19 protein-coding genes and 1 tRNA gene are annotated in these 19,831 nt (G+C 56.7%); 8 read left to right on the forward strand and 12 right to left on the reverse strand.

Annotated features, from left to right (window positions below; genetic code table 11):
* The first annotated feature begins 2 nt into the window (after positions 1-2).
* Together HEQ18_RS09970 and HEQ18_RS09975 are read left to right on the forward strand one after the other, a co-directional pair.
* Entirely contained in the window at positions 3-689 is a 687-nt protein-coding gene (locus tag HEQ18_RS09970) for a hypothetical protein (RefSeq protein ID WP_432814598.1), read from the forward strand.
* Positions 686-1,309 (forward strand): MarC family protein, encoded by a 624-nt coding sequence (locus HEQ18_RS09975; protein WP_397605643.1) that lies wholly within the window; start codon positions 686-688, stop codon positions 1,307-1,309. Before HEQ18_RS09970 ends, HEQ18_RS09975 begins: the two co-directional genes overlap by 4 nt.
* On the opposite strand, the gene HEQ18_RS09980 is transcribed toward HEQ18_RS09975, so the two are convergent.
* Positions 1,310-1,927 (reverse strand): LON peptidase substrate-binding domain-containing protein, encoded by a 618-nt coding sequence (locus HEQ18_RS09980; RefSeq protein ID WP_432815988.1) that lies wholly within the window; start codon positions 1,925-1,927, stop codon positions 1,310-1,312. It lies immediately after the preceding gene.
* Positions 1,924-2,832, reverse strand: a complete 909-nt coding sequence (locus HEQ18_RS09985; protein WP_432815989.1) for a tetratricopeptide repeat protein — start codon at positions 2,830-2,832, stop codon at positions 1,924-1,926. The genes HEQ18_RS09980 and HEQ18_RS09985 overlap by 4 nt, the downstream gene beginning before the upstream one ends.
* Before the next feature lie 185 nt (positions 2,833-3,017).
* Here HEQ18_RS09985 and HEQ18_RS09990 point away from each other — a divergent pair.
* Positions 3,018-3,092 (forward strand) — tRNA-Gly (locus tag HEQ18_RS09990).
* 179 nt (positions 3,093-3,271) lie between these two features.
* Positions 3,272-4,297, forward strand: coding sequence for a RhuM family protein (gene rhuM, locus HEQ18_RS09995; RefSeq protein WP_432814599.1), 1,026 nt, complete (start codon positions 3,272-3,274; stop codon positions 4,295-4,297).
* Positions 4,298-4,357: 60 nt separating this feature from the next.
* On the opposite strand, the gene HEQ18_RS10000 is transcribed toward rhuM, so the two are convergent.
* On the reverse strand, positions 4,358-5,407 hold the full coding sequence (locus HEQ18_RS10000) for a fatty acid desaturase family protein (RefSeq protein ID WP_432815990.1): 1,050 nt from the start codon (positions 5,405-5,407) through the stop codon (positions 4,358-4,360).
* Positions 5,408-5,687: 280 nt separating this feature from the next.
* Between HEQ18_RS10000 and HEQ18_RS10005 the strand changes: the two genes are divergently transcribed.
* Positions 5,688-7,646, forward strand: coding sequence for a beta-galactosidase (locus tag HEQ18_RS10005; RefSeq protein ID WP_432814600.1), 1,959 nt, complete (start codon positions 5,688-5,690; stop codon positions 7,644-7,646).
* Here the strand turns inward: HEQ18_RS10005 and HEQ18_RS10010 are convergent.
* From HEQ18_RS10010 to HEQ18_RS10050, 9 genes are all read right to left on the reverse strand, one after another.
* The gene (locus HEQ18_RS10010; protein WP_432814601.1) at positions 7,643-9,205 is read right to left on the reverse strand and encodes a peptide chain release factor 3; all 1,563 of its coding nucleotides are present in this window, start codon (positions 9,203-9,205) and stop codon (positions 7,643-7,645) included. The genes HEQ18_RS10005 and HEQ18_RS10010 overlap by 4 nt on opposite strands.
* Positions 9,206-9,281: 76 nt before the next feature.
* Complete coding sequence (pheT, locus tag HEQ18_RS10015) at positions 9,282-11,681, reverse strand: phenylalanine--tRNA ligase subunit beta (RefSeq protein ID WP_432814602.1); 2,400 nt, start codon at positions 11,679-11,681, stop codon at positions 9,282-9,284.
* Positions 11,682-11,745: 64 nt separating this feature from the next.
* Positions 11,746-12,795 carry a phenylalanine--tRNA ligase subunit alpha gene (gene pheS / locus HEQ18_RS10020; RefSeq protein WP_432815991.1) on the reverse strand — a complete coding sequence of 350 codons (1,050 nt, stop codon included), beginning with the start codon at positions 12,793-12,795 and terminating at the stop codon, positions 11,746-11,748.
* 83 nt (positions 12,796-12,878) lie between these two features.
* Entirely contained in the window at positions 12,879-13,202 is a 324-nt protein-coding gene (locus HEQ18_RS10025; RefSeq protein ID WP_432814603.1) for a GIY-YIG nuclease family protein, read from the reverse strand.
* A gap of 135 nt (positions 13,203-13,337) precedes the next feature.
* The gene (gene rplT / locus HEQ18_RS10030) at positions 13,338-13,703 is read right to left on the reverse strand and encodes a 50S ribosomal protein L20 (RefSeq protein ID WP_300038953.1); all 366 of its coding nucleotides are present in this window, start codon (positions 13,701-13,703) and stop codon (positions 13,338-13,340) included.
* Between the two features lie 37 nt (positions 13,704-13,740).
* Positions 13,741-13,941, reverse strand: a complete 201-nt coding sequence (gene rpmI, locus HEQ18_RS10035) for a 50S ribosomal protein L35 (RefSeq protein WP_125231188.1) — start codon at positions 13,939-13,941, stop codon at positions 13,741-13,743.
* A 107-nt stretch (positions 13,942-14,048) separates the two neighbouring features.
* Positions 14,049-14,936: a helix-turn-helix domain-containing protein gene (locus tag HEQ18_RS10040; RefSeq protein ID WP_432814604.1), complete on the reverse strand. Its 888-nt coding sequence runs from the start codon at positions 14,934-14,936 to the stop codon at positions 14,049-14,051.
* Positions 14,924-15,703, reverse strand: a complete 780-nt coding sequence (hisN, locus tag HEQ18_RS10045; RefSeq protein ID WP_397605220.1) for a histidinol-phosphatase — start codon at positions 15,701-15,703, stop codon at positions 14,924-14,926. Before hisN ends, HEQ18_RS10040 begins: the two co-directional genes overlap by 13 nt.
* Complete coding sequence (locus tag HEQ18_RS10050) at positions 15,703-16,638, reverse strand: ribose-phosphate pyrophosphokinase (protein ID WP_432814605.1); 936 nt, start codon at positions 16,636-16,638, stop codon at positions 15,703-15,705. The genes hisN and HEQ18_RS10050 overlap by 1 nt, the downstream gene beginning before the upstream one ends.
* 97 nt (positions 16,639-16,735) lie before the next feature.
* On the opposite strand from HEQ18_RS10050, the gene HEQ18_RS10055 reads away from it, so the two are divergent.
* From HEQ18_RS10055 to ribD, 3 genes are read left to right on the forward strand one after another with little or no spacing between them, the layout of a single operon-like run.
* Positions 16,736-18,394, forward strand: a complete 1,659-nt coding sequence (locus HEQ18_RS10055) for an NAD+ synthase (RefSeq protein WP_432814606.1) — start codon at positions 16,736-16,738, stop codon at positions 18,392-18,394.
* Positions 18,395-18,453: 59 nt separating this feature from the next.
* Positions 18,454-18,861, forward strand: coding sequence for a hypothetical protein (locus tag HEQ18_RS10060; protein WP_432814607.1), 408 nt, complete (start codon positions 18,454-18,456; stop codon positions 18,859-18,861).
* A gap of 23 nt (positions 18,862-18,884) precedes the next feature.
* A complete protein-coding gene (gene ribD / locus HEQ18_RS10065) occupies positions 18,885-19,829 on the forward strand; it encodes a bifunctional diaminohydroxyphosphoribosylaminopyrimidine deaminase/5-amino-6-(5-phosphoribosylamino)uracil reductase RibD (protein WP_432814608.1) in 945 nt (314 codons plus the stop codon).
* The last annotated feature ends 2 nt before the right edge of the window (positions 19,830-19,831 follow it).

Genomic DNA, 19,831 nt, shown 5'->3' on the forward strand with positions numbered 1-19,831 from the left:
CGATGAAAGCTTTTCCTGTCCTTCTTGCTGCCGCAGCGCTTTCGGCTTGTGCGGGCTCGCCAAGCCGCGAATATTATGAATTTCAGCCCAAAATCGCCAACCCAAGCGCGATTATTGCGGCAGACATTGGCTTTAATCAGCTTGCCCAACAAAAGGGGCAATGGACCGCTTTTCGTGAAACAGCCGCTAAGGACGCCATAATGTTCGTGCCGCAACCCACGCTTGCGCTCGAATGGCTGAAGGGCCAGGCAGACCCGGTCGCGCCGGTAAAGTGGCAACCGCATAAGGCGGTCATGTCCTGTGATGGCAAAACGGGTGTAACGACGGGCGTGTGGGAGAGACCGGATGGCGCGGTCGGATATTTCACCAATGTCTGGCAATTTGTCGAGAAAAATGCGCGCGGTGACGGGGAATGGAAATGGGTGCTACACCATAACGACACCTTGGCCGTGCCGCGTGCGCCCAAAGAGATGATTGAAACGAAGGTCGCCAGTTGCAAAGGCCGAGCGTCCGCGACGTTCACTACCCGGCCTCAGGGTGCAACAATAAAGACCGGCTATGCGGGTGATCAATCCTTGAGTTACACCTACATCGTTCAGCCCAGCGGCGCACGCACCGTCGAAATCAAATTATGGAATGGCGATGCAACCGAGACCGTCATCATGGATGAGGTTGCGCCGCAACGATGATCGAATTGTTTCTTTCGGCCTTTATCACCTTTTTCGTAGTGATCGACCCGCCGGGTTGTGCGCCGATTTACGCCAGCCTGACCAAGGGCGCCAATGCAACCCAGCGCCGCAATATGGCGTTGCGTGCCGTCATGGTTGCGTCGGGGATATTGCTGGTTTTTGCGTTGTTCGGCGAACAATTGCTGGGCGCGCTGCATATTGAATTGAACAGCTTCCGGATTGCAGGCGGAATCATGCTGTTCCTGATCGCCATCGACATGGTATTTGAAAAGCGCACGTCACGCCGCGAAGAACGCGCGCAGAAAATCATCGACACGCCCGAGATTGAGGACGTTTCTGTCTTCCCCATGGCCATGCCGATGATCGCAGGGCCAGGGTCCATTGCCTCGGTCATGCTGCTTATGTCGCAAAATAGCGGGATTGACCGCGCTGGCGTCATTTTGGCGGCACTGGGAACCGTGCTTGTCCTGACGCTTTTGGCGTTGCTCGCCGCTGGTCCCATCATGCGCGTTTTGGGTGCCAATGCTGAAGCCGTGATCACGCGGCTATTGGGTGTGCTGCTCGCCGCATTGGCCGCGCAATTCGTCATTGATGGCCTGAGGGCGAGCTTTCTGGGCTGATTATTGAAGCGTTACGCGGTCGTCGGACCCATCATGTCGTCCGAAAAATTGCATCAATTGCACAATAGTGTCGGCGCGGTCGGATAGCCCGCGCGCTTCCAACAAGGCTTGCTTGGCTGCGAAATCAAACGGCGCGATTTGGGCAATGGCATTAACCAGAGAATAATCGTCCAGCTGCGACACCGCCGCCCAATCGACGCTATACCCTTGCGATTCGGCAAAGCGGCGTGATTCGATTTCAATCGACGCGCGTTCGGCCAATGACAGCGCTTCGCCCATCTCATCTTCGTCCCACAATTCGGCCTCAACTTGGCGAAAGCTTGTGGCCACATTCAATTCCTTGATCACCGAAAAGCGTTGCACGCCTTCAAGAATGATATTGTATCGCCCATCGTCTAGCGCCTCCACATCGTGAATCCGTGCAAGACAGCCGACGTTGAACAAAGGCGGCTGGTTGCCTTGCCCCTTGGGCTGGATCATACCGATCTTGCGGTCACGGGCCAGCGAATCGCTCACCAGATCGCGATAGCGCGGTTCAAAAATATGCAGCGGCAGTTGCATGCTTGGGAAAATAATCGCGCCGGTGAGCGGGAAAATCGAAATGCGCTGCGTGGTCATCCGAACAGGATCGCTGACAATTTTCGGCGTGTCGCTGCTACCCATGAGTCTTCCAATCCAATTAAAGCAAATATTTCGAGGAGCCGCGCCTTGGCTGCGCCGCCATTCCATTCGCGGTCCGCTGCGATGATATGCAGTAACGCTTCGGCGGACCCGTCACGGTCGCCCCCTGCCATCAGTGCATTGGCAAGTTCCAAGCGCACAGCATGGTCATCAGGTGACGCTGCAACGGCGGCCTTTAACCGCGCCAATTCTTCCGGCGGGACGGCCGCGGCGGCAATGCTCAAGTGCGATCCTGCCTTTCCCAGCGCTGGATCGGCGCGGAGCTCCTCGCTGAGGCTGTCAAAAATAGCCTGCGCCTCATCCTGACGTCCCAATGCGGTCAATGCACGGATCAGCCCGGACAAAGCGGCAGGATGCTCGGGCAATACTGAAAGTACTTCGGCAAACAGGGCATAAGCCTGCTCCGCGCTGTCCTGCACCAAAAGGGCCTCGGCCTCTTCCACAAGCGGTGCGTATTGCGCGGCTGGGTCGGTAACGGCCCTACCAGCGGTGATCGGCAGCTTCTCCAACAATTGGTCAAGCATTTGCCGCAGTTGCGGTTCCGTGCGTGCCGGCGACAGGTCCGAAACGGGCTGCCCCTGAAATATCGCGTAAACCGTTGGAATGGACCGCACCTGAAATTGCGCGGCGATAAACTTGTTCTCGTCGACATTGACCTTGGCCAGTATTACGCCGCGATCGGCATATTCCGCCGCGATCTTTTCCAATATCGGCGTCAGTTGCTTGCACGGTCCGCACCATTCGGCCCAGAAATCGAGGATCACCAAATGCTCCATCGACGGCGCGACAACGTCGGTCCGAAATTGCTCAACGGCTTTTTGTTCGTCGGTGGTCAGGCCCATCGTCGCCAAGTTCAGTCTCCAATCTTCAGGATTCGTTTCATCCCCTATGTGGGCACAGCGATAGCTTTCACAAGACAGGCTTTACCCCGTTTTCGTAAAAAGGCGGCATTTGGGGCTTGCGGGGGGATATACCCCATGCTAACGGCGCGCCTCACCCGTCAGGAATTAGTTGCCTGACCGCCAGAGCGGGCGTAGCTCAGGGGTAGAGCACAACCTTGCCAAGGTTGGGGTCGAGGGTTCGAATCCCTTCGCCCGCTCCAGTTTTTCGATAGTTTTGATGACTGCCATCGCTGCCCTTGGGGGGAAGCGAAACAGGGTATTTTTTAAGTATATTAATGCGTTGAGAGTGATGGCCGCTTTGCGGGAAGCTATTGGCAACCTCCGCACTAAATGCTATTTGTTCCCTTTACGTTCGAATCGTCGATTAGGGGCTATATTAATGTCAGATATGGAGCCTGTGCATCTGCAAGAGGATCGGGCGACGGGTGACCGCTTCCTTGTTTATGGAACCGATAACGGACCTAAGGTAGAAATTTACTACCAAGGAACCGAACTTTGGATGACACAGGCCCAAATCGCCGACCTGTATGGTCGTGACGTTTCGACAATTTCGCGCCATATTAGTAGTATATTGGAAGAAGGCGAACTGGACGAGAGCAATTTGCATAAAACGCAAATTGCATCATCAACCAAACCAATCACGCTCTACAGCTTAGATATGGTGATCTCCGTCGGCTACCGCGTCTCGTCAAAGCAAGCCACTTTGTTCCGCAGATGGGCCACAGACAAGCTGGTACAATTCGCCACGAAGGGATTCGTCGTAGATGCCACTCGGCTCAAGAGTCCCGATTATCGTGACCGCGTTGCTGAGCTACGCGATATCATCAGGGACATCCGGTCGGACGAAGCCAATGTCTATCGCGAGCTACGTTCGATCTGTGCAATGTGCCAAGATTATGATGGCACTTCAGACGAGTGGCACGAATTCTATAAAAACACGCAAGCCAAGCTAATTTATGCGGTCGCGTCACATACCCCTGCCGAAGTTCTCAAACTCAGAGCCGACTCCAATGCACCCAACATGGGGCTTCAAACATGGCCTAATGACAACATCAGAAAAGCTGACGTCACTACGTCTAAGAACTATCTGGCAGACCGAGAAATAAAAGAGCTTAATCGCCTTACGACCATTTTGCTCGATATATTTGAAGATCAACTGGACATTGGGCGGTTGAAGACGATGGTTGAAGCAGGGCATTTACTCGACAAACAGCTAAAAGATTTAGGTAGGTCAGTGCTGCACTCCGGTGGACTTGTATCCATGAAGGATGCCAAAAGACACGCCGAACGTGAATATGACAAGTTTAAAGCAAAGGTTAAAGCGTTGCGCCATGAAGCGGCTGACAAGGTGATTTCTGAAATTAAAACTGCGCAAAAAGGTCTTCCAAGAGGCACGAAGAAATAGCGATGAGCTAACGGCAGACTTTCAAGCCATGCCGGAAAAGCGGTGTTTGGGCGCCATATCTTAACCCCCCCGCACAAACGTGCTGCGCGTCAATCGCGTTACCAACCCTGCCAAACCATCATAATTTGCGCGGTGATAGGCGGAGTCGGGGGCCAATTGTGCCGTTAGGCGGCGGTGGGCTTCGCCCAAGGCATGATAGGGCACGCTGGGGAGTAAATGGTGCAGCGCGTGGTAGCGCAGCCCTACGGGCGCCCAGATCGATGCCAGTACGCCGGGTGGCGGCACGTTGACGCTGTCTAGGAACTGCGCAGTGACGCTTAACGGCTCCCCGTCATTTTCCCATAAATGGGCCACAAGCGTGCGGATCTGATTCAGCACGGCAACGCTGGAGACGATGGCCAAAAATATCAGAAAGGCATTCATCGGAATATAGCCGCTGAACACGCCGCCCAGCAGGACAATTGACCAAATGCTCGCGGCGGTTTCTTGTATGATCCAGTTGCGATGCGCTTCGCCCTCGGCCGGACGGCGGCGGAAGGCGGGATTGATTGCAAGGCCTGAATATCGTTCCACCACAATCTGGCGAAGCGCGGGAATGAACAGCGAAAGCGGCGCAAGCACGGCGTTGCGAAATAGCAAAGCAAAGGGTGCGAGCAAAGAGGCGAATAGGAACAAGGGTAATGTCCAAGGCTTCATCAACGCCAGCGGCAGATATTCCGGATCTTGATCCGTACCATAGCGCGTGCGCGCATGGTGGAGATTGTGAATGCCTTCGTACATATACGACGGCACGAGCAAGGGCACACCGATCACCGCGTTAAAGCCAAAGCGGAAACCGGGTAGCGCCGAATGCTTTACATGGCTGACTTCATGGATGAAGCCTCCGGCGCGATAGAGCGCAAGCACCGATATCAGAGCCGCCACGCATTGCAGCCAAAGATTGCCGGAAAGGATCGCAACGGCAAGGCCAGCATAGCCCAAAAACGCAGAAGCCAGAAAGTCAGACCAGAAAATGCGTGGGTTGGGCGTGCCCAAGTCGCGCGTCAATTCCGCCACAGCGCGCAGCATCGCCTTATCATCGGGCACGCGCTTGAGCGCAGCCGCGCGCATCGCAACATCACTATCCGGCTGGACATCTGTTGCAGGGGTATGCGCGGTCAGAGTGCTGTTACGCATAGGCGAATCAAAGGGGCCAGCTATTGTCATGCACCTTAGATAAGCGCCAGTCATGGCGAGAAAATGGCAGAATGCCCGAATTATGGCGCTGTTGTCTCCCTTGCGCCCATCAAATGCGTCATGACCGCCGCCGCAATTTGCGGCCTTATGCGCGTTCCTAGAGGTACAACGTCTAAAGGCTTGTCAGGCGCTCGGCGTCCGCTAAATAGCCCGTATGTTAGGTGTTTGCTATTATCCCGAACATTGGCCGGAAGAATTTTGGGCGCGTGACGCCCGTCGGATGCGTGCGCTTGGGCTGACCTATGTGCGTATCGGCGAATTCGCCTGGGGGCGGATCGAAAAAAGCGAAGGCGTTTTTGATTGGGCGTGGATGGACCGCGCGATCGAAACCCTCGGCGCTGCGGGCCTCAAGGTCGTGTTGGGGACACCGACCGCAACACCGCCGAAATATTTGTGCGCAAAATATCCTGATATTCTGCCGGTTGATATTCACACCGGCCAAGTTCGCGGGTTCGGGTCGCGGCGACATTATGATTTTTCAAGCGAAACCTATTTGATGCAGGCGGAACGCATTACTGACGCAATGGCGCGGCGATATGGCGGCCACCCCCATGTTGTGGGTTGGCAGACGGACAATGAATTATGCTGCCACGACACGACAATGAGCGCATCGCCAGCGGCCTTGGAAAAGTTCCGCGCTTATTGCGCGCAGCGTTATGGCGATATCGAAACGTTGAATGCGGCATGGGGCAATGTGTTCTGGTCGATGGAATATGATGGCTTCGACCAGATCGAGCTTCCCTTTTTCACGGTGTGTGAGACGAACCCGGCGCACCGTTTGGCCTATCGCCGTTTTGCATCGGAGCAAGTCGTGCGTTTTCATGACGTCATGATATCCGCGATTCGCCGTCATGCCGGGCCTGACCAATGGGTGACGCACAACATCATTCCGCCGGCTACAACTGGCGTTGATAATGCCGCTTTGACGCGGGCGCTCGATTTCGTGAGCTATGACAATTATCCGCTCGGCTTTTCGGATCAATTGATGGCGAAGGCGTCGGCGGAGGAATGGAAGCCGTTTATGCGCACGGGACATCCTGACCTTGCCGCGCTGAATTTCGATTCGGTGCGCGGGCTGTCCAAGGGGGCGTGGTGGGTGATGGAGCAGCAGCCGGGTCCGGTAAACTGGGCACCGCATAATCCGCGCCCTGCGCCCGGTATGGTGCGCCATTGGACGCTGCAGGCCTTTGCCCATGGCGCGGCCTGTGTTGCCTATTTTCGCTGGCGGCAAGTGCCATTTGCGCAGGAACAAATGCATGCAGGGCTATTGCGGCCCGACGATATGCCTGCGACGGCATGGGCCGAGGTCGAGCAGGTGGCGGCAGAGATGCAGTTGCTGGGCGATGTGTCGGCGGTGGCGCCCAAGGCCCCTGTGGCGATCATCATTGATCCGGTGTCGGGCTGGGTCGATGATATTGAGCGTCAAGGCGCAGGCTATCGATATGATGCCGTCATATTCCAATATTATTGCGCGCTGCGCGGCGCGGGCGTCGATGTGGACTTCGTGTCGGCAGGCGAAGCGCGGCTGGATGGTTATCGCCTGATTGTCGTGCCAACGCTGGCGGTATTGGATGATGCTGCGTTCGATGCGTTGAAAGCGAGCGAGGGCCTGTTACTATTTGGTCCGCGCTGCGGCGCAAAGACGGAGGAGTTTTCTATTGTTGAGGGCCTGCCGCCGGGACGATTGCGAGAATTTGTGCCGATCAAGGTGACGTCGGTAGAAACGCTGCGTCCAGATTGTAACGGGACCATCACGTACAAGAATTCGGTGCATGAAAGCGGACGTTGGCGCGAAACGATCGAGGTCGGCGCGGCGGATATCATCGCCACCTATGAAGATGGCGCACCCGCCGCAGTCCGGTCAGGACGGAGCGTGTATCTCGCGACGTTGACCGACGACGCGTGTGTCAAAAACATGCTGGTTGATTTGTGTGCTGAGGCTGGGGTTGCGATAACGCTGCTGCCGCCGACATTGCGCTTGCGCCGCCGGGGTGATCTGACCTTTGCGTTCAATCTTGCCGAAACGCACGCGCATGCCCCTGCGCCAGACGGCGCAATATTCGTCATCGGCAGCCCCGAAATCGAACCCTTTGGCGTTGCTGTCTGGCGTTAGCGCTCTTTGGTTGCGCTAAATTTCAGGTCCGGATGCTTTTCCTGCTGATACCCCACATCCCATGACGAGCGCGCCATAAACACAGGGTGGCCATCGCGATCCTTGGCCATATTGCCGCCGTTGAACGACACAAATTGCGCCAATGCGCTTTCCGAACCGATCAGCCAGCGCGCAGTGTCATATGGCGCAGCTTCCAAGAAAGCATCGACCTTATACTCCGCCTCAAGCCGAGAGATCAGCACGTCCAATTGCAATTGCCCGACAACGCCAATGACCCAATTGGAACCGATTTCAGGGTAGAATACCTGAATGACGCCCTCTTCGCTCAAGTCATCGAGCGCCTTGCGCAATTGCTTGGTCTTGGTGGGGTCGCGCAACACGACACGGCGCAAGATTTCCGGTGCAAAATTTGGCAGGCCGGTAAAGCGCACCTCATTGCGTTCCGACAAGGTATCGCCAACACGCAGCGTGCCATGGTTGGGAATACCGATGATGTCGCCGGGTTCGGCGCTGTCGGCAATTTCGCGGTCTTGGGCAAAAAACAGGATTGGCGAATGAATCGCCACCGGCTTTCCAAGCCCGGATGGCGTCAGCTTCATGCCACGCTTGAACGTGCCTGAGCACAGCCGCATGAATGCGATACGGTCACGGTGTTGCGGGTCCATATTGGCCTGCACCTTAAAAATAAAGCCGGTGACTTCCTTTTCCGACGGATCGATATTGCCCTTTGAACTTGGCTGTGGCCGGGGTGGGGGGGCGAAGGCCGCAATGGCGTTGATCAGCTCGATCACGCCAAATTCTTTCAACGCAGACCCGAAATAGACTGGAGTCAGGTCGCCGTTCTGGAACGCGGTCAGGTCAAAGTCCGCATATCCCGCCTGCGCAAGTTCCGCTTCCTCGCGCAGCCGGGTTACGCCCGCTGGCGTTAGCACTTGTTCCAGCGTGGTGGCGTCAAGCCCGCTATGATCGCTAATCTTGCCTTCAAATGCCTTACTGTCGCCCGACGGTTGGCTGAGGCGGCCGCTATTGAAATCATATAGGCCTTCAAATTCACCGCCCATGCCAACGGGCCAATTCATCGGGCAGACATCCAGCGCGAGTGCGTCGGCGACCTCATCAATCGTTTCAAACGCGGCGCGGCCTTCGCGGTCTACCTTATTGACGAAGGTGATGATCGGCACGCTGCGCAGGCGGCAGACTTCAAACAGCTTGCGGGTTTGCGGCTCAATACCTTTGGCCGCATCAATGACCATGATGGCCGAATCGACCGCCGTCAGCGTCCGGTAGGTGTCTTCTGAAAAATCTTCATGCCCCGGCGTATCGAGCAAGTTGAAAACAATGCCATCTTTCTGGAACGTCATCACCGATGATGTGACCGAAATTCCGCGTTGTTGTTCGATCTTCATCCAGTCCGAACGCGCGCGCCGGGCTTGCCCGCGTGCCTTGACTTCACCGGCCAAGTGAATCGCGCCACCTTGCAGGAGCAATTTCTCCGTCAGCGTGGTCTTACCAGCATCAGGGTGGGAAATAATGGCAAAGGTCCGTCGGTTCAGCGTCATGCCGCGCGGCTTAGGGGCGATTGATTAACGCTTCAACCCGTTTGTCAGCAGATCAGTGGCAATCGCCCGGCCCTTTTTATCCGCGCAGCACTGCACCCAATTTTGCGGCCGCGGCGATGACCTTGTCTGAAATGGCTTTCAGTTCGTCATCGCTATAGCTCTTTTCCGTCGGCTGAAGCGTAACTTCAATCGCAAGGCTCACTTGCCCTTCAGGCACGCCTTGTCCGGCGAAGCGGTCGAACAGGCGGACCGCCACGATATCATCCTTGTCGCAACCCTTTATGGCGCGAACCAGATCATGCGCAGGCATGTCTGCCGCGACCAGAAACGCAAAATCGCGCGTCACCGCTTGCAACGCTGGTGGTGTGAACGCTGGCCGCATGAAGCCGCTCGCTTTCTTTAACGGTATGGCATCCAAAAAGATTTCCGCCGCCACGACAATGCCATCAAGGTCGAACGCCTTTGCAGTTGCCGGGTGTAAAGTGCCAAAGGCCGCCAATATGTTTTTTGGCCCCATGCGCAAGGTGGCCGACTGCCCCGGATGATAATGCGCGCCCGCATCGTCCATTACCAGCAAGCCGTCGGTGGCGACGCCTGCGGCCTTCAGCAAGGCAATCGCTTCTGCCTTTGCGTCAAAAGCGTCAAAGCGTGCGGCCTTACCCGCTGCCCAGTTTCGTGCCGAACGTTCACCCGCCAGCACGATTCCTGCAGTTGCGCGCTCGTCGCTCGTGCCGTCAGTGCCAACGAAGTAGCGCCGCCCAATCTCGAATAGCCGAACCGAAGATGCGCCGCGATCCATGTTGCGTTGTGCCGCCGAAAGCAGCCCAGGCAACAAAGAAGGTCGCATGACCTTCATGTCCTCGGAAATCGGGTTAGCTAGGCCCCATGCGCCACCACCAAAGGCGTCGGCCGCCTTTTGCGGCAGAAAGGACCAGTTGATGGCTTCATTCAGCCCGCGTGCCGCCGCTGCGCGCCGGACTTTGCGTTCCAAGGATTGCGCGGGCGTCGCGGTGGGCTTGGCCACGCCATCGGCGCGGGGCAATGGCACCGACACGACATTGTCGAGGCCAACCATGCGAACAACTTCTTCCACAATATCGGCGGGTCCATCAACGTCGCGACGCCATGATGGCACACTTATGCTCCAGTCCGATGTGACCGAAAAGCCAAGTTTTTCAAGAATGTTGCGCTGTTCCTCTGGCGGCACATCAACCCCGCCGAGGCGGCGGCAATAATCGGTATCATAAGAAAATATGCGCGGCGCAACGGGCGCTTGGCCAGCGCGGGTGATGGCGCTTGCGGTGCCGCCGGTCAGGTCAAGAACAAGCTTTGTGGCAATTGCCAGCCCGTCGTCGAGAAAGGCGGGATCAACGCCGCGCTCAAAACGCTGGCGCGCGTCGCTCGTCAGGCCAAGCTTCTGTCCCGTGCGGGCAATATGTTCAGGATCGAAAAACGCGCATTCGATGAGGACATTCGTTGTGCCTTCGGAAACACCGCTATGTTCGCCGCCCATGATGCCGCCAATGTCATGCACCATCGCGTCGTCGGCTATGACGGTCATGCTGGCATCCAACGTGTAGCTTTTGCCGTTGAGCGCAACCATCTGTTCGCCGTCCACTGCTTTGCGCGCTACCAGCGCACCCTTTAGCTTATCTTGGTCATAGACGTGTAGGGGGCGGCCAAGGTCAATCGACAGGAAATTGGTGATGTCGACCAAGGCAGAAATCGGCTTTTGGCCAATCGCTTTCAACTTGGCGCGCATCCATTCCGGCGAGTCAATATTGCGCACGCCCAAGACCGATTGCGCATAAAATGCCGGACAGCCGGCTACGTCATCGGTGCGGACGTTCGGCGCTGGGTCGCTACCCTCCAAGGGCGCGGACAGGTCAATTTTATACACCTCGCCCAGCGGCTTTAGCGTGCCCAGCCCTGCTGCGGCCAGATCGCGCGCAATGCCACGCACGCCCATGCAATCCTGCCGATTGGGCGTAATGCTGACATCGATGACCGGGTCGTCAAGACCCGCCCAATCAGCATAGACTTGCCCGACTGGCGCATCGTCTGGAAGTTCGATAATACCATCATGGTCATCGCCAAGTTCAAGCTCAGCAATGGAACACATCATGCCGTTCGATTCGACGCCGCGGATGGCCGCTACCTTCAGCAGCATGCCATTGGCGGGTACCACTGCGCCAGCCGGGCCAAAGACGCCAAGCATGCCTGCACGCGCGTTAGGCGCGCCGCATACAACCTGAAGCGGTTCCCCGCCTGCGTCGACTGACAGGACTTGCAGCTTGTCCGCTTGCGGGTGCGGGGCGGCGCTGATGACCCTTGCAATGCGGAAGGCGGACAAGGCGTCAGCCGGGTTTTCAATACCTTCGACTTCCAAACCAATGCGGTTCAGGCAGTCAGCGACGGCTGGCATATCCGCGTCGGTGTCGAGATGCTCTTTAAGCCACGAAAGGGAGAATTTCATTGACAGTATCCCTTTCGTGCCCCGGACAGCGATCCGGGGCCCAGAATCAAAAGCGTTGAGAATTTCATGCGCCTACGCCTCCGCTTAGCGTCGGTACATCGAGCGCATTGAACCCATAATGTTGCAGCCAGCGATTATCGCCATCAAAAAACGCACGCAGATCATCCATGCCATATTTCAGCATCGCCAGACGATCGACGCCTGTGCCAAAGGCAAAGCCCTGCCACACATCGGGATCAAGCCCGCAGGCCGCAATAACCTTACGGTGGACCATTCCGGAACCCAGCACTTCCATCCAGCCTTCGGCCCCGCCGATAACGCGTTTGCCGTTAATGACGGAATAGCCGACATCAACCTCCACCGAAGGCTCGGTGAATGGGAAATAGCTTGGGCGCAGACGCAGGACGACATCCTCGCGTTCGAAATAGGCCTTTAAAAATGTCTCCAGCGTCCATTTCAGATGGCCCAGATGGATGCCCTTGTCGATGACAAGGCCTTCAATCTGGTGGAACATCGGCGTATGCGTTGCATCGCTGTCGCTGCGGTAGACGCGGCCCGGCGCGATGATGCGGATGGGTGGTTCCTGTGACGTCATGGTGCGGATTTGCACGGGCGATGTGTGCGTGCGCAACACCATTTTTTGGCCATCGCGGGCCATATCGTCGGGGAAATAAAATGTGTCGTGCATCGCGCGGGCCGGATGCGTTTCGGGAATGTTGAGTGCGGTGAAATTGTGCCAGTCATCCTCAATTTCCGGCCCCTCGGCCACGGCAAAGCCCATATCGGCGAAAATCTCTGCCAGCTCGTCCATAACTTGGCTAACGGGGTGGATGGTCCCACGCGGGGCGTCTGGCGCAGGCAGCGTCATGTCGACACGCTCGGTGGCGAGGCGGCGGTTTAGCTCTGCCGTTTCAACATCTGCCTTCTTTGCTGTGAGCGCGGTTGTGATGCTTTCACGCAAACCGTTGATGATCGGCCCTTGGGTTTGCCGTTCCTCGGGCGACATTGAACCGAGCGTCTTTAACAGAGCAGTTAACTCGCCGTTTTTTCCCAGCACCGCAATGCGTGCGGATTCCAGCTCGTCCATGTCTTTCGACCTCTCGACCAATTGCATCAGTCGTTTGCCGATTGCCTCAATATCCATAATTTCGTCATTCCCGCGAAGGCGGGAATCTAACTCCCGCACGTTCCTAAATTTCACAGCTTCCGCGATGGCAGAGTTGGAAAGCCCAAATCAACCGCCAAATCGCGCCAATTCGGGTTTTCCATCTCGATCAGGTTGATTTTCCACTGCCTATTCCATTTCTTGATCTGCTTTTCCCGCAATATTACCGTTTCCATTGTGGCATGCTGTTCGTACCAAATAAGCATCTTTACATTATGGTCGGCGGTAAAGCCTTCAAATATGCCTTCGCGGTGCTGATGCAGTCGTTGCATCAGATGCGATGTGACGCCCACATATAACGTCCCGTAGCGGCGGCTTGCTAAGATGTAGACTGTCGGTTGGAAGTCCGCGTGCATAAAGATGTCCGGAGTTGGATCCCCGCCTGCGCGGGGATGACGAGGGTAAAATTCACTGCCTGAACTGCATAAGCAAAAGGGCGCGAACGGCAAGTGCCGCCCACGCCCTTTTGCGCATGTATCGAAGTGAGAGGCTTAAGCTGCCTTAGACAGCGCCGCTTTCGACTGCGCAATGATGGTGCTAAACATCGCGGCTTCGTGCATCGCAAGATCTGCAAGCACTTTCCGGTCCAGCTCTACGCCAGCAAGCTTCAAACCATGCATGAACACGCCGTAGGTCATGCCTTCGGCGCGGACTGCGGCGTTGATGCGCTGGATCCACAATGCGCGGAAGTTCCGCTTGTTTACCTTACGGTCGCGATATGCATATTGGCCGGCCTTTTCGACGGCTTGGCGTGCAACGCGGATCGTATTTTTGCGACGGCCATAATAGCCCTTCGCCTGCTCTAAAATTCTTTTATGTTTGGCTTTGGTGGTCACACCACGTTTGACGCGTGCCATAATCTATATCCTTTAGTTAAAAAACGTACGCGCAGTCTTACAGACCGTAGGGCGCCCATTTCTTGATTGTCTTGGCATCGGGATCAGAGATCACGCTGGTGCCTCGGTTTTGGCGGATATACTTCGCATTATGGCTGCTCAAACGGTGCCGCTTTCCAACGACGCCATGTTTGATCTTGCCTGTTGCGGTGATTTTGAAGCGTTTCTTCACACCGCTCTTGGTCTTGAGCTTGGGCATTTTGGTCTCCTTTGTTGAGTCCGTATCAAGCCGACATGGCAGCCCTATTGGCCAGCCCGCTTATTCGGAAGGCGCGCGCCTAGCGGGATTCGCATGCGAATGCAAGTCTATTGCCCGTACGAAGGCTCCGGAAGCTGCAATGCTTGCAGCGGCTGACCCACCTGCTGCGCGCGTGCATGGATCGATGCGCTGCTGATCGCGCGCGGCATGGCGAGATAATGGCCAGGGGACATGCCCATGAATTGATGGAATTCACGATTAAAATGGGCTTGGTCAAAATATTGTCCGTCCATCGCATCGGACCATTTCAGATCCGGATGCTGCATGGCATTGGCCAATGTTCGCAAAAAACGTTGGCGACGCAGCATGAATTTGGGCGGAAAACCGAAGATCCGGCGCGCGAGCCGCTCAAGCCGTTGTTGGCCCATACCAGAGGCTTCTGCAAGGTCGCGCACATTGCCGATCTCGGGGTTGGCTATGGCGTGGTGGATGTTGTCAATTTCCGCTTCCAGCGGGTCGGGGTCGCCAAGGGATTGCAGCATGACGTGATCGAACAGCGCTGCAATTTGCTCCGGATCGGTGATCCCGTCTATTTGGTGCCTTAACTGCGCAAGCCGCGCGAATTCAGGGGCCGCATCCACCGCACTTACTCTGTCGGCCCAACGATCTGCCGGACAGCCAACGATCCGATACCAACCCAAAGGCAATAATCCCAGCCCGACAAGCTGTATGTTGCGAAAGCGCACCAATGCGGCCCGGCCCGTTGGCCCAGAAATGCTGTCTGCGGGAATATCGAGCGGATCCAAGCCGACAGTGTTGCCCCTTGCTTGCCCGCGCAGGGCAAAACGCACTGTTGCCCATTCAGGATAGAGGAAATCCTCCTGTTCCGAACCGTTGCTGCCCGTATCAAGGAAATAATAAGTGGAAAGATAGCGCCGAAGCGGCTTGGCTGGTAAAATGAATTGAATGGTACCTGCGATCGCTAATGATGGCATGCAAGTGCCTCAAGTACATCGTCAAGGCGCGCCGGATCGCCCACCGCAATTACCTGTCCATCCGAAGCTCCGTGAAGCGGCTCCCCCGACCAGTCGCTCATCATGCCCCCTGCGCCCGTTACCACAGGAATCAAAGCAGCAAAGTCATGAAGTTTCAAGCCTGCTTCCACAACGAGGTCGATATGGCCGCTGGCGAGCAATGCGTAATTATAACAATCACCGCCAAACAGCATTTTTTTGTGCGCCGTTCGGGCGGCAAGCTCCCTAAATTGGTCGCCGTCATGCTGATTGAAATATTGCGGTCCAGACGTCGCTAGGGTCGCTGCGGCAAGCGCCCTGCACGATCGGGTTTGCACCGGCGCGCCGTTCAGCGTTGTCGGATAGCCCGCCGCGCCAACCCAGCGTTCGCCGTTTATGCATTGGTCAATGACGCCAAGCACCGGCCAATTATCCTCTAGCAAGGCAATCAGCGTTCCAAATATGGGCCGCCCGGCCATGAAGCTGATTGTGCCATCGATTGGATCGATAATCCAGCTTCGGCCAGAAGTGCCGCTTTTTTCGCCAAATTCTTCGCCAATGATACCGTCGCGCGGGCATTCAGCATCCAATATCCGGCGGATGGCGCTTTCGCCTGCGCGGTCAGCCTCAGTAACGGGCGAGGCATCTGACTTTGTTTCCTGTGCGAAGGTTGACCGGAAAAACGGGCGGATTGCTTGCCCGGCGGCATCCGCCAAGCGATTGGCAAGGAGGATATCGGCAGGTGTCATTAATCGAACAGGGAGCTAACCGAGCTTTCGTCCGTAATCCGCTTGATCGCCTCACCCAACAAGGGCGCAATCGGAAGCTGGCGGATTTTCGTGCTCGCATTGGCGGCATCCGACGCCCTAATCGAATCGGTGATGACCAACTTTCGTAACGACGATGCGTTGACGCGGTTGACGGCCTCACCAGACAATACGCCATGCGTGATATAGGCAACAACATCGGACGCGCCGGCCGCTTTCAAGGCGTCGGCGGCATTGCACAATGTGCCAGCGCTGTCGGCAATGTCGTCGATCAGGATGCAGAAGCGGTCCTTTACGTCGCCGATGATGTTCATAACTTCGGATACACCTGCTTTTTCGCGTCGCTTGTCGACGATTGCAAGCGGCGCGTCGTCGAGGCGTTTGGCGAGCGCGCGGGCGCGGACAACGCCGCCAACATCGGGGGATACGACAGTGATGTTTTTGTCGCCGTGCCGCTCCAATATGTCCGCGCTCATGACGGGCGCGCCATAGAGATTGTCAGTGGGAATATCAAAAAAGCCCTGAATCTGGCCAGCGTGCAAATCAACGGTCAACACCCGGTCGGCGCCCGCCTCGGTAATGAGATTGGCAACGAGCTTGGCAGAAATGGGCGTGCGCGGTCCGGGCTTCCGATCCTGACGCGCATAGCCGAAATAGGGCAAAACGGCTGTAATGCGCTTGGCCGACGCACGGCGCAACGCGTCGATCATGATCAGCAGTTCCATCAAATTGTCATTTGCGGGATGGCTGGTGGATTGAATCACAAACATATCTTCGCCGCGGACATTTTCGTGAATTTCTACGAAAATTTCATTGTCGGCGAAACGACGAACGCTGGCGTTGGTCAGCGGCAATTTCATATAATCGGCAATACCCTGCGCCAGCGGCAGGTTGCTGTTGCCTGTCATTAACTTCATATGCGTGTCCCCAGGATCTTTTATGACGCTCTAGCGATGCGAGGCTGGCCTGACAATCGGCTTGCTCCGCTAGTTTGTGGACAATAAGGGTGGAGACATGACAAATCAGCTTAATATTGCAATGGCGCAGCTTAATCAGCGCGTCGGCGACCTTGCAGGTAACGCGGCCGCAATGCTGGAGTGGCGCGTAAAGGCCGGGCCAGTTGATCTGATCGTGTTTCCTGAACAGCAACTGATTGGCTATCCGGCCGAAGATCTGGTGCTGAAGCCTGCATTTGCGGCACGGGCCGCCGAACAATTGGCCAAACTCGCGGCTGCAACCGCGGACGGCGGGCCAGCGATGCTCGTTGGCTCGATTTTTATGGATGATGGCGCGTTGTATAACGGCATTGCCTTGCTGGACGGCGGACGGATTGCCGCTGTGCGATACAAGCATGAATTGCCCAATTACGGGACTTTTGATGAAAAGCGGATTTTTGCGGCGGGTCCGTTGCCAGAGCCTGTCGAATTTCGCGGTGTGCGTCTGGGTGTGCCTATTTGCGAAGATGGCTGGTTGGAGCCCGTTAGCCTGCACTTAAAGGAACGCGGCGCGGAACTGCTGATTTCGACCAATGGTAGCCCCTATGAAATCGACAAGGATGACCGGCGGCTGGAGCAAGTGTTTGCTGCGCGGGTTCGCGAAACCGGATTGCCATTAATGTTCCTGAACCGCGTCGGCGGACAGGATGAGCTGGTCTTTGACGGCAGCTCCTTCGTGCTGAATGCCGATGGCGCAGTTGCGCACCGCCTGCCTGACTGGGAAGAACATCTGCGCATGACGCATTGGCACCGCAGCGCGGGAGGCTGGGAATGTGCAGATGGCCCTAAGGCGCTTTGGGAGGAGCATCCCGCCGATATCTATAGCGCGATGGTCGTTGGCTTGCGCGATTATGTCGACACCAATCGCTTTCCAGGCGTGGTGCTTGGCATGTCGGGCGGCATCGACAGCGCATTATGTGCCGCTATCGCCGCAGACGCGCTTGGACCGGATCGCGTCTGGTGCGTCATGCTGCCCAGTCGCTACACCAGCCAATTGAGCCTACATGACGCCGCCGAATGCGCCGCGATGATCGGGTGCAAGATCGACACTATCCCCATTTCGCCAGCAGTCGAGGCGTTTGACGATATGCTGTCGGGCAGTTTCGCCGACCGCGATGTCGACATTAGCGAAGAAAATATCCAGTCGCGAATCCGGGGCGTCACGCTCATGGCGTTGTCCAACAAATTTGGCCACATGCTGCTGACGACCGGTAACAAAAGCGAGATGAGCGTCGGCTATGCGACGATCTATGGTGACATGGCGGGCGGATATAATCCGTTGAAGGACGCTTATAAAATGACCGTCTTTGCCATTTCAAAATGGCGGAATGGCCATAAACCAAGATTTGCCCTTGGCCGTGACGGGCCAGTGATTCCCGACAATATCATCACCAAGCCACCCAGCGCAGAATTGCGACCGGACCAGAAAGACAGCGATTCGCTGCCCGATTACCCCATTCTCGATAAGATGCTGCATGCATTGGTGGAGGAGGAGCGGTCCGTGGATGAGGTTGTCGCGCTTGGCTTTGACAGGGACGCGGTCACGCGGATCGAACATTTGCTCTATCTCGCCGAGTATAAACGGCGGCAGGCACCGCCGGGCGTAAAGCTTGGGACCCGCAATTTTGGCCGCGACCGGCGTTACCCGATCACCAACGCCTTCCGCAGCGGCGGATAATCTGCGCGTCCTGTAAGTGGACACTGGAAATCGCGCCGCGTGCGCCTTATTGGAGTGCCATGGCGTTTTTCAAAGATGTATCGTTCCGCAACGCAGGCAGCGACCTGGTGGGGTTTCTGCGCACGTCCGGCCGGCACAGCCCTTGGCTGTTTTTGGCGGCCTGCGTGCCGACGGCTATCATCATGTACACATTTTATCTCGATTCCATCGAGAAGGCTACGCCACCGCCGCGCGAGATCATTTATATTGAAAGCTGGCCCGCCACACGCTCGCTTGAAGAAACTAAGGCAGCAATTGCCGAACGCCAAAAGTACAAAGACGAAATGCGCGCCCGTGAAAAGGAAGCGTATAAGGCATTTGGACGGGCGGTCGGGATGGACGTCGACAAGATAGATCGCGATGCACAAAGCGCGCAGGAGGCAAAGAAAGCCGATGCGGCTCCGGCTTCTTTAGGAGCGGGGCAATAGCTATCGCCAGCGACCTTCGGTTCATGGCGGCCGCTTTGTCGCTCGCTGAACGCGGTGTTGGGCGAACCGGTCAGAATCCTTCCGTTGGCTGTATCATCGTGAAAGACGGCCGGGTCATAGGACGCGGGTGGACGCAGCCCGGTGGCCGTCCACATGCAGAGGCCATGGCACTGGCGCAAGCTGGAGAAGCGGCGCGCGGCAGTACAATCTACGTCACGCTGGAACCCTGCACACATATGTCACAACGCGGCCCGGCTTGTGCGCAATTATTGACCGAAGCAGAGCCCGCGAGAGTTGTTATTGCATTGCAAGACCGCGATCCACGCACTGCTGGCGCTGGCATGGAGGCGCTCAAAGCTGCGGGAATTGCGGTCACCACTGACGTCATGGCATCCCAAGCGCGGCAAAGCTTGGCTGGCTTTATGAGCCGGATAGATCGCGGCCGCCCTTTTGTAACCTTGAAGATCGCAAGCTCGCTAGACGGCCAAATCGCGATGGCGGATGGCAGCAGCCGGTGGATCACTGGCGACGTTGCGCGCGCGCATAGCCATGTCGAACGGGCACGCACCGACGCAATGTTATTGGGGGCAGGGACCGTCCGTGCCGATGCACCGCAATTGAACGTCCGGCTCGCAGGGCTGGGTGCATACCAACCCCGCAGGATCATGCTTGGCAGCGCCGCCGCGCCGCCGGGCTGGGAGGTTATTCGAACCCCGCAGGATATTGCGAAATTGGGCTGCAACACTTTGCTGATTGAAGGCGGCGCTGCGACAGCGGCCGCGTTCTTGCGTGACGGCCTAGTCGACAGGCTCATGCTGTATCGCGCGCCGATATTGCTTGGCGCTGGCAAGGCATGTTTGAACGACATCGGGCTTACCCAACTTCAGGATGCCCATGGAATCTGGCAGATTTCGGATGCCCGCAGCCTTGGCAAGGACCGTCTCGAAGTCTACGAAAAAACGAATTAGGA

The sequence above is a fragment of the Sphingorhabdus sp. genome (assembly GCF_050921905.1).
Taxonomy (GTDB): domain Bacteria; phylum Pseudomonadota; class Alphaproteobacteria; order Sphingomonadales; family Sphingomonadaceae; genus Sphingorhabdus_B.

Coding starts and splice junctions, on each gene's coding strand:
- HEQ18_RS09970 (WP_432814598.1), top strand. CDS start 3: ATGAAAGCTTTTCCTGTCCTTCTTGCTGCCGCAGCGCTTTCGGCTTGT.
- HEQ18_RS09975 (WP_397605643.1), top strand. CDS start 686: ATGATCGAATTGTTTCTTTCGGCCTTTATCACCTTTTTCGTAGTGATC.
- HEQ18_RS09980 (WP_432815988.1), bottom strand. CDS start 1,927: ATGACCACGCAGCGCATTTCGATTTTCCCGCTCACCGGCGCGATTATT.
- HEQ18_RS09985 (WP_432815989.1), bottom strand. CDS start 2,832: ATGGGCCTGACCACCGACGAACAAAAAGCCGTTGAGCAATTTCGGACC.
- rhuM (WP_432814599.1), top strand. CDS start 3,272: ATGTCAGATATGGAGCCTGTGCATCTGCAAGAGGATCGGGCGACGGGT.
- HEQ18_RS10000 (WP_432815990.1), bottom strand. CDS start 5,407: ATGCGCGCGGCTGCGCTCAAGCGCGTGCCCGATGATAAGGCGATGCTG.
- HEQ18_RS10005 (WP_432814600.1), top strand. CDS start 5,688: ATGTTAGGTGTTTGCTATTATCCCGAACATTGGCCGGAAGAATTTTGG.
- HEQ18_RS10010 (WP_432814601.1), bottom strand. CDS start 9,205: ATGACGCTGAACCGACGGACCTTTGCCATTATTTCCCACCCTGATGCT.
- pheT (WP_432814602.1), bottom strand. CDS start 11,681: ATGAAATTCTCCCTTTCGTGGCTTAAAGAGCATCTCGACACCGACGCG.
- pheS (WP_432815991.1), bottom strand. CDS start 12,795: ATGCAATTGGTCGAGAGGTCGAAAGACATGGACGAGCTGGAATCCGCA.
- HEQ18_RS10025 (WP_432814603.1), bottom strand. CDS start 13,202: ATGCACGCGGACTTCCAACCGACAGTCTACATCTTAGCAAGCCGCCGC.
- rplT (WP_300038953.1), bottom strand. CDS start 13,703: ATGGCACGCGTCAAACGTGGTGTGACCACCAAAGCCAAACATAAAAGA.
- rpmI (WP_125231188.1), bottom strand. CDS start 13,941: ATGCCCAAGCTCAAGACCAAGAGCGGTGTGAAGAAACGCTTCAAAATC.
- HEQ18_RS10040 (WP_432814604.1), bottom strand. CDS start 14,936: ATGCCATCATTAGCGATCGCAGGTACCATTCAATTCATTTTACCAGCC.
- hisN (WP_397605220.1), bottom strand. CDS start 15,703: ATGACACCTGCCGATATCCTCCTTGCCAATCGCTTGGCGGATGCCGCC.
- HEQ18_RS10050 (WP_432814605.1), bottom strand. CDS start 16,638: ATGAAGTTAATGACAGGCAACAGCAACCTGCCGCTGGCGCAGGGTATT.
- HEQ18_RS10055 (WP_432814606.1), top strand. CDS start 16,736: ATGACAAATCAGCTTAATATTGCAATGGCGCAGCTTAATCAGCGCGTC.
- HEQ18_RS10060 (WP_432814607.1), top strand. CDS start 18,454: ATGGCGTTTTTCAAAGATGTATCGTTCCGCAACGCAGGCAGCGACCTG.
- ribD (WP_432814608.1), top strand. CDS start 18,885: ATGGCGGCCGCTTTGTCGCTCGCTGAACGCGGTGTTGGGCGAACCGGT.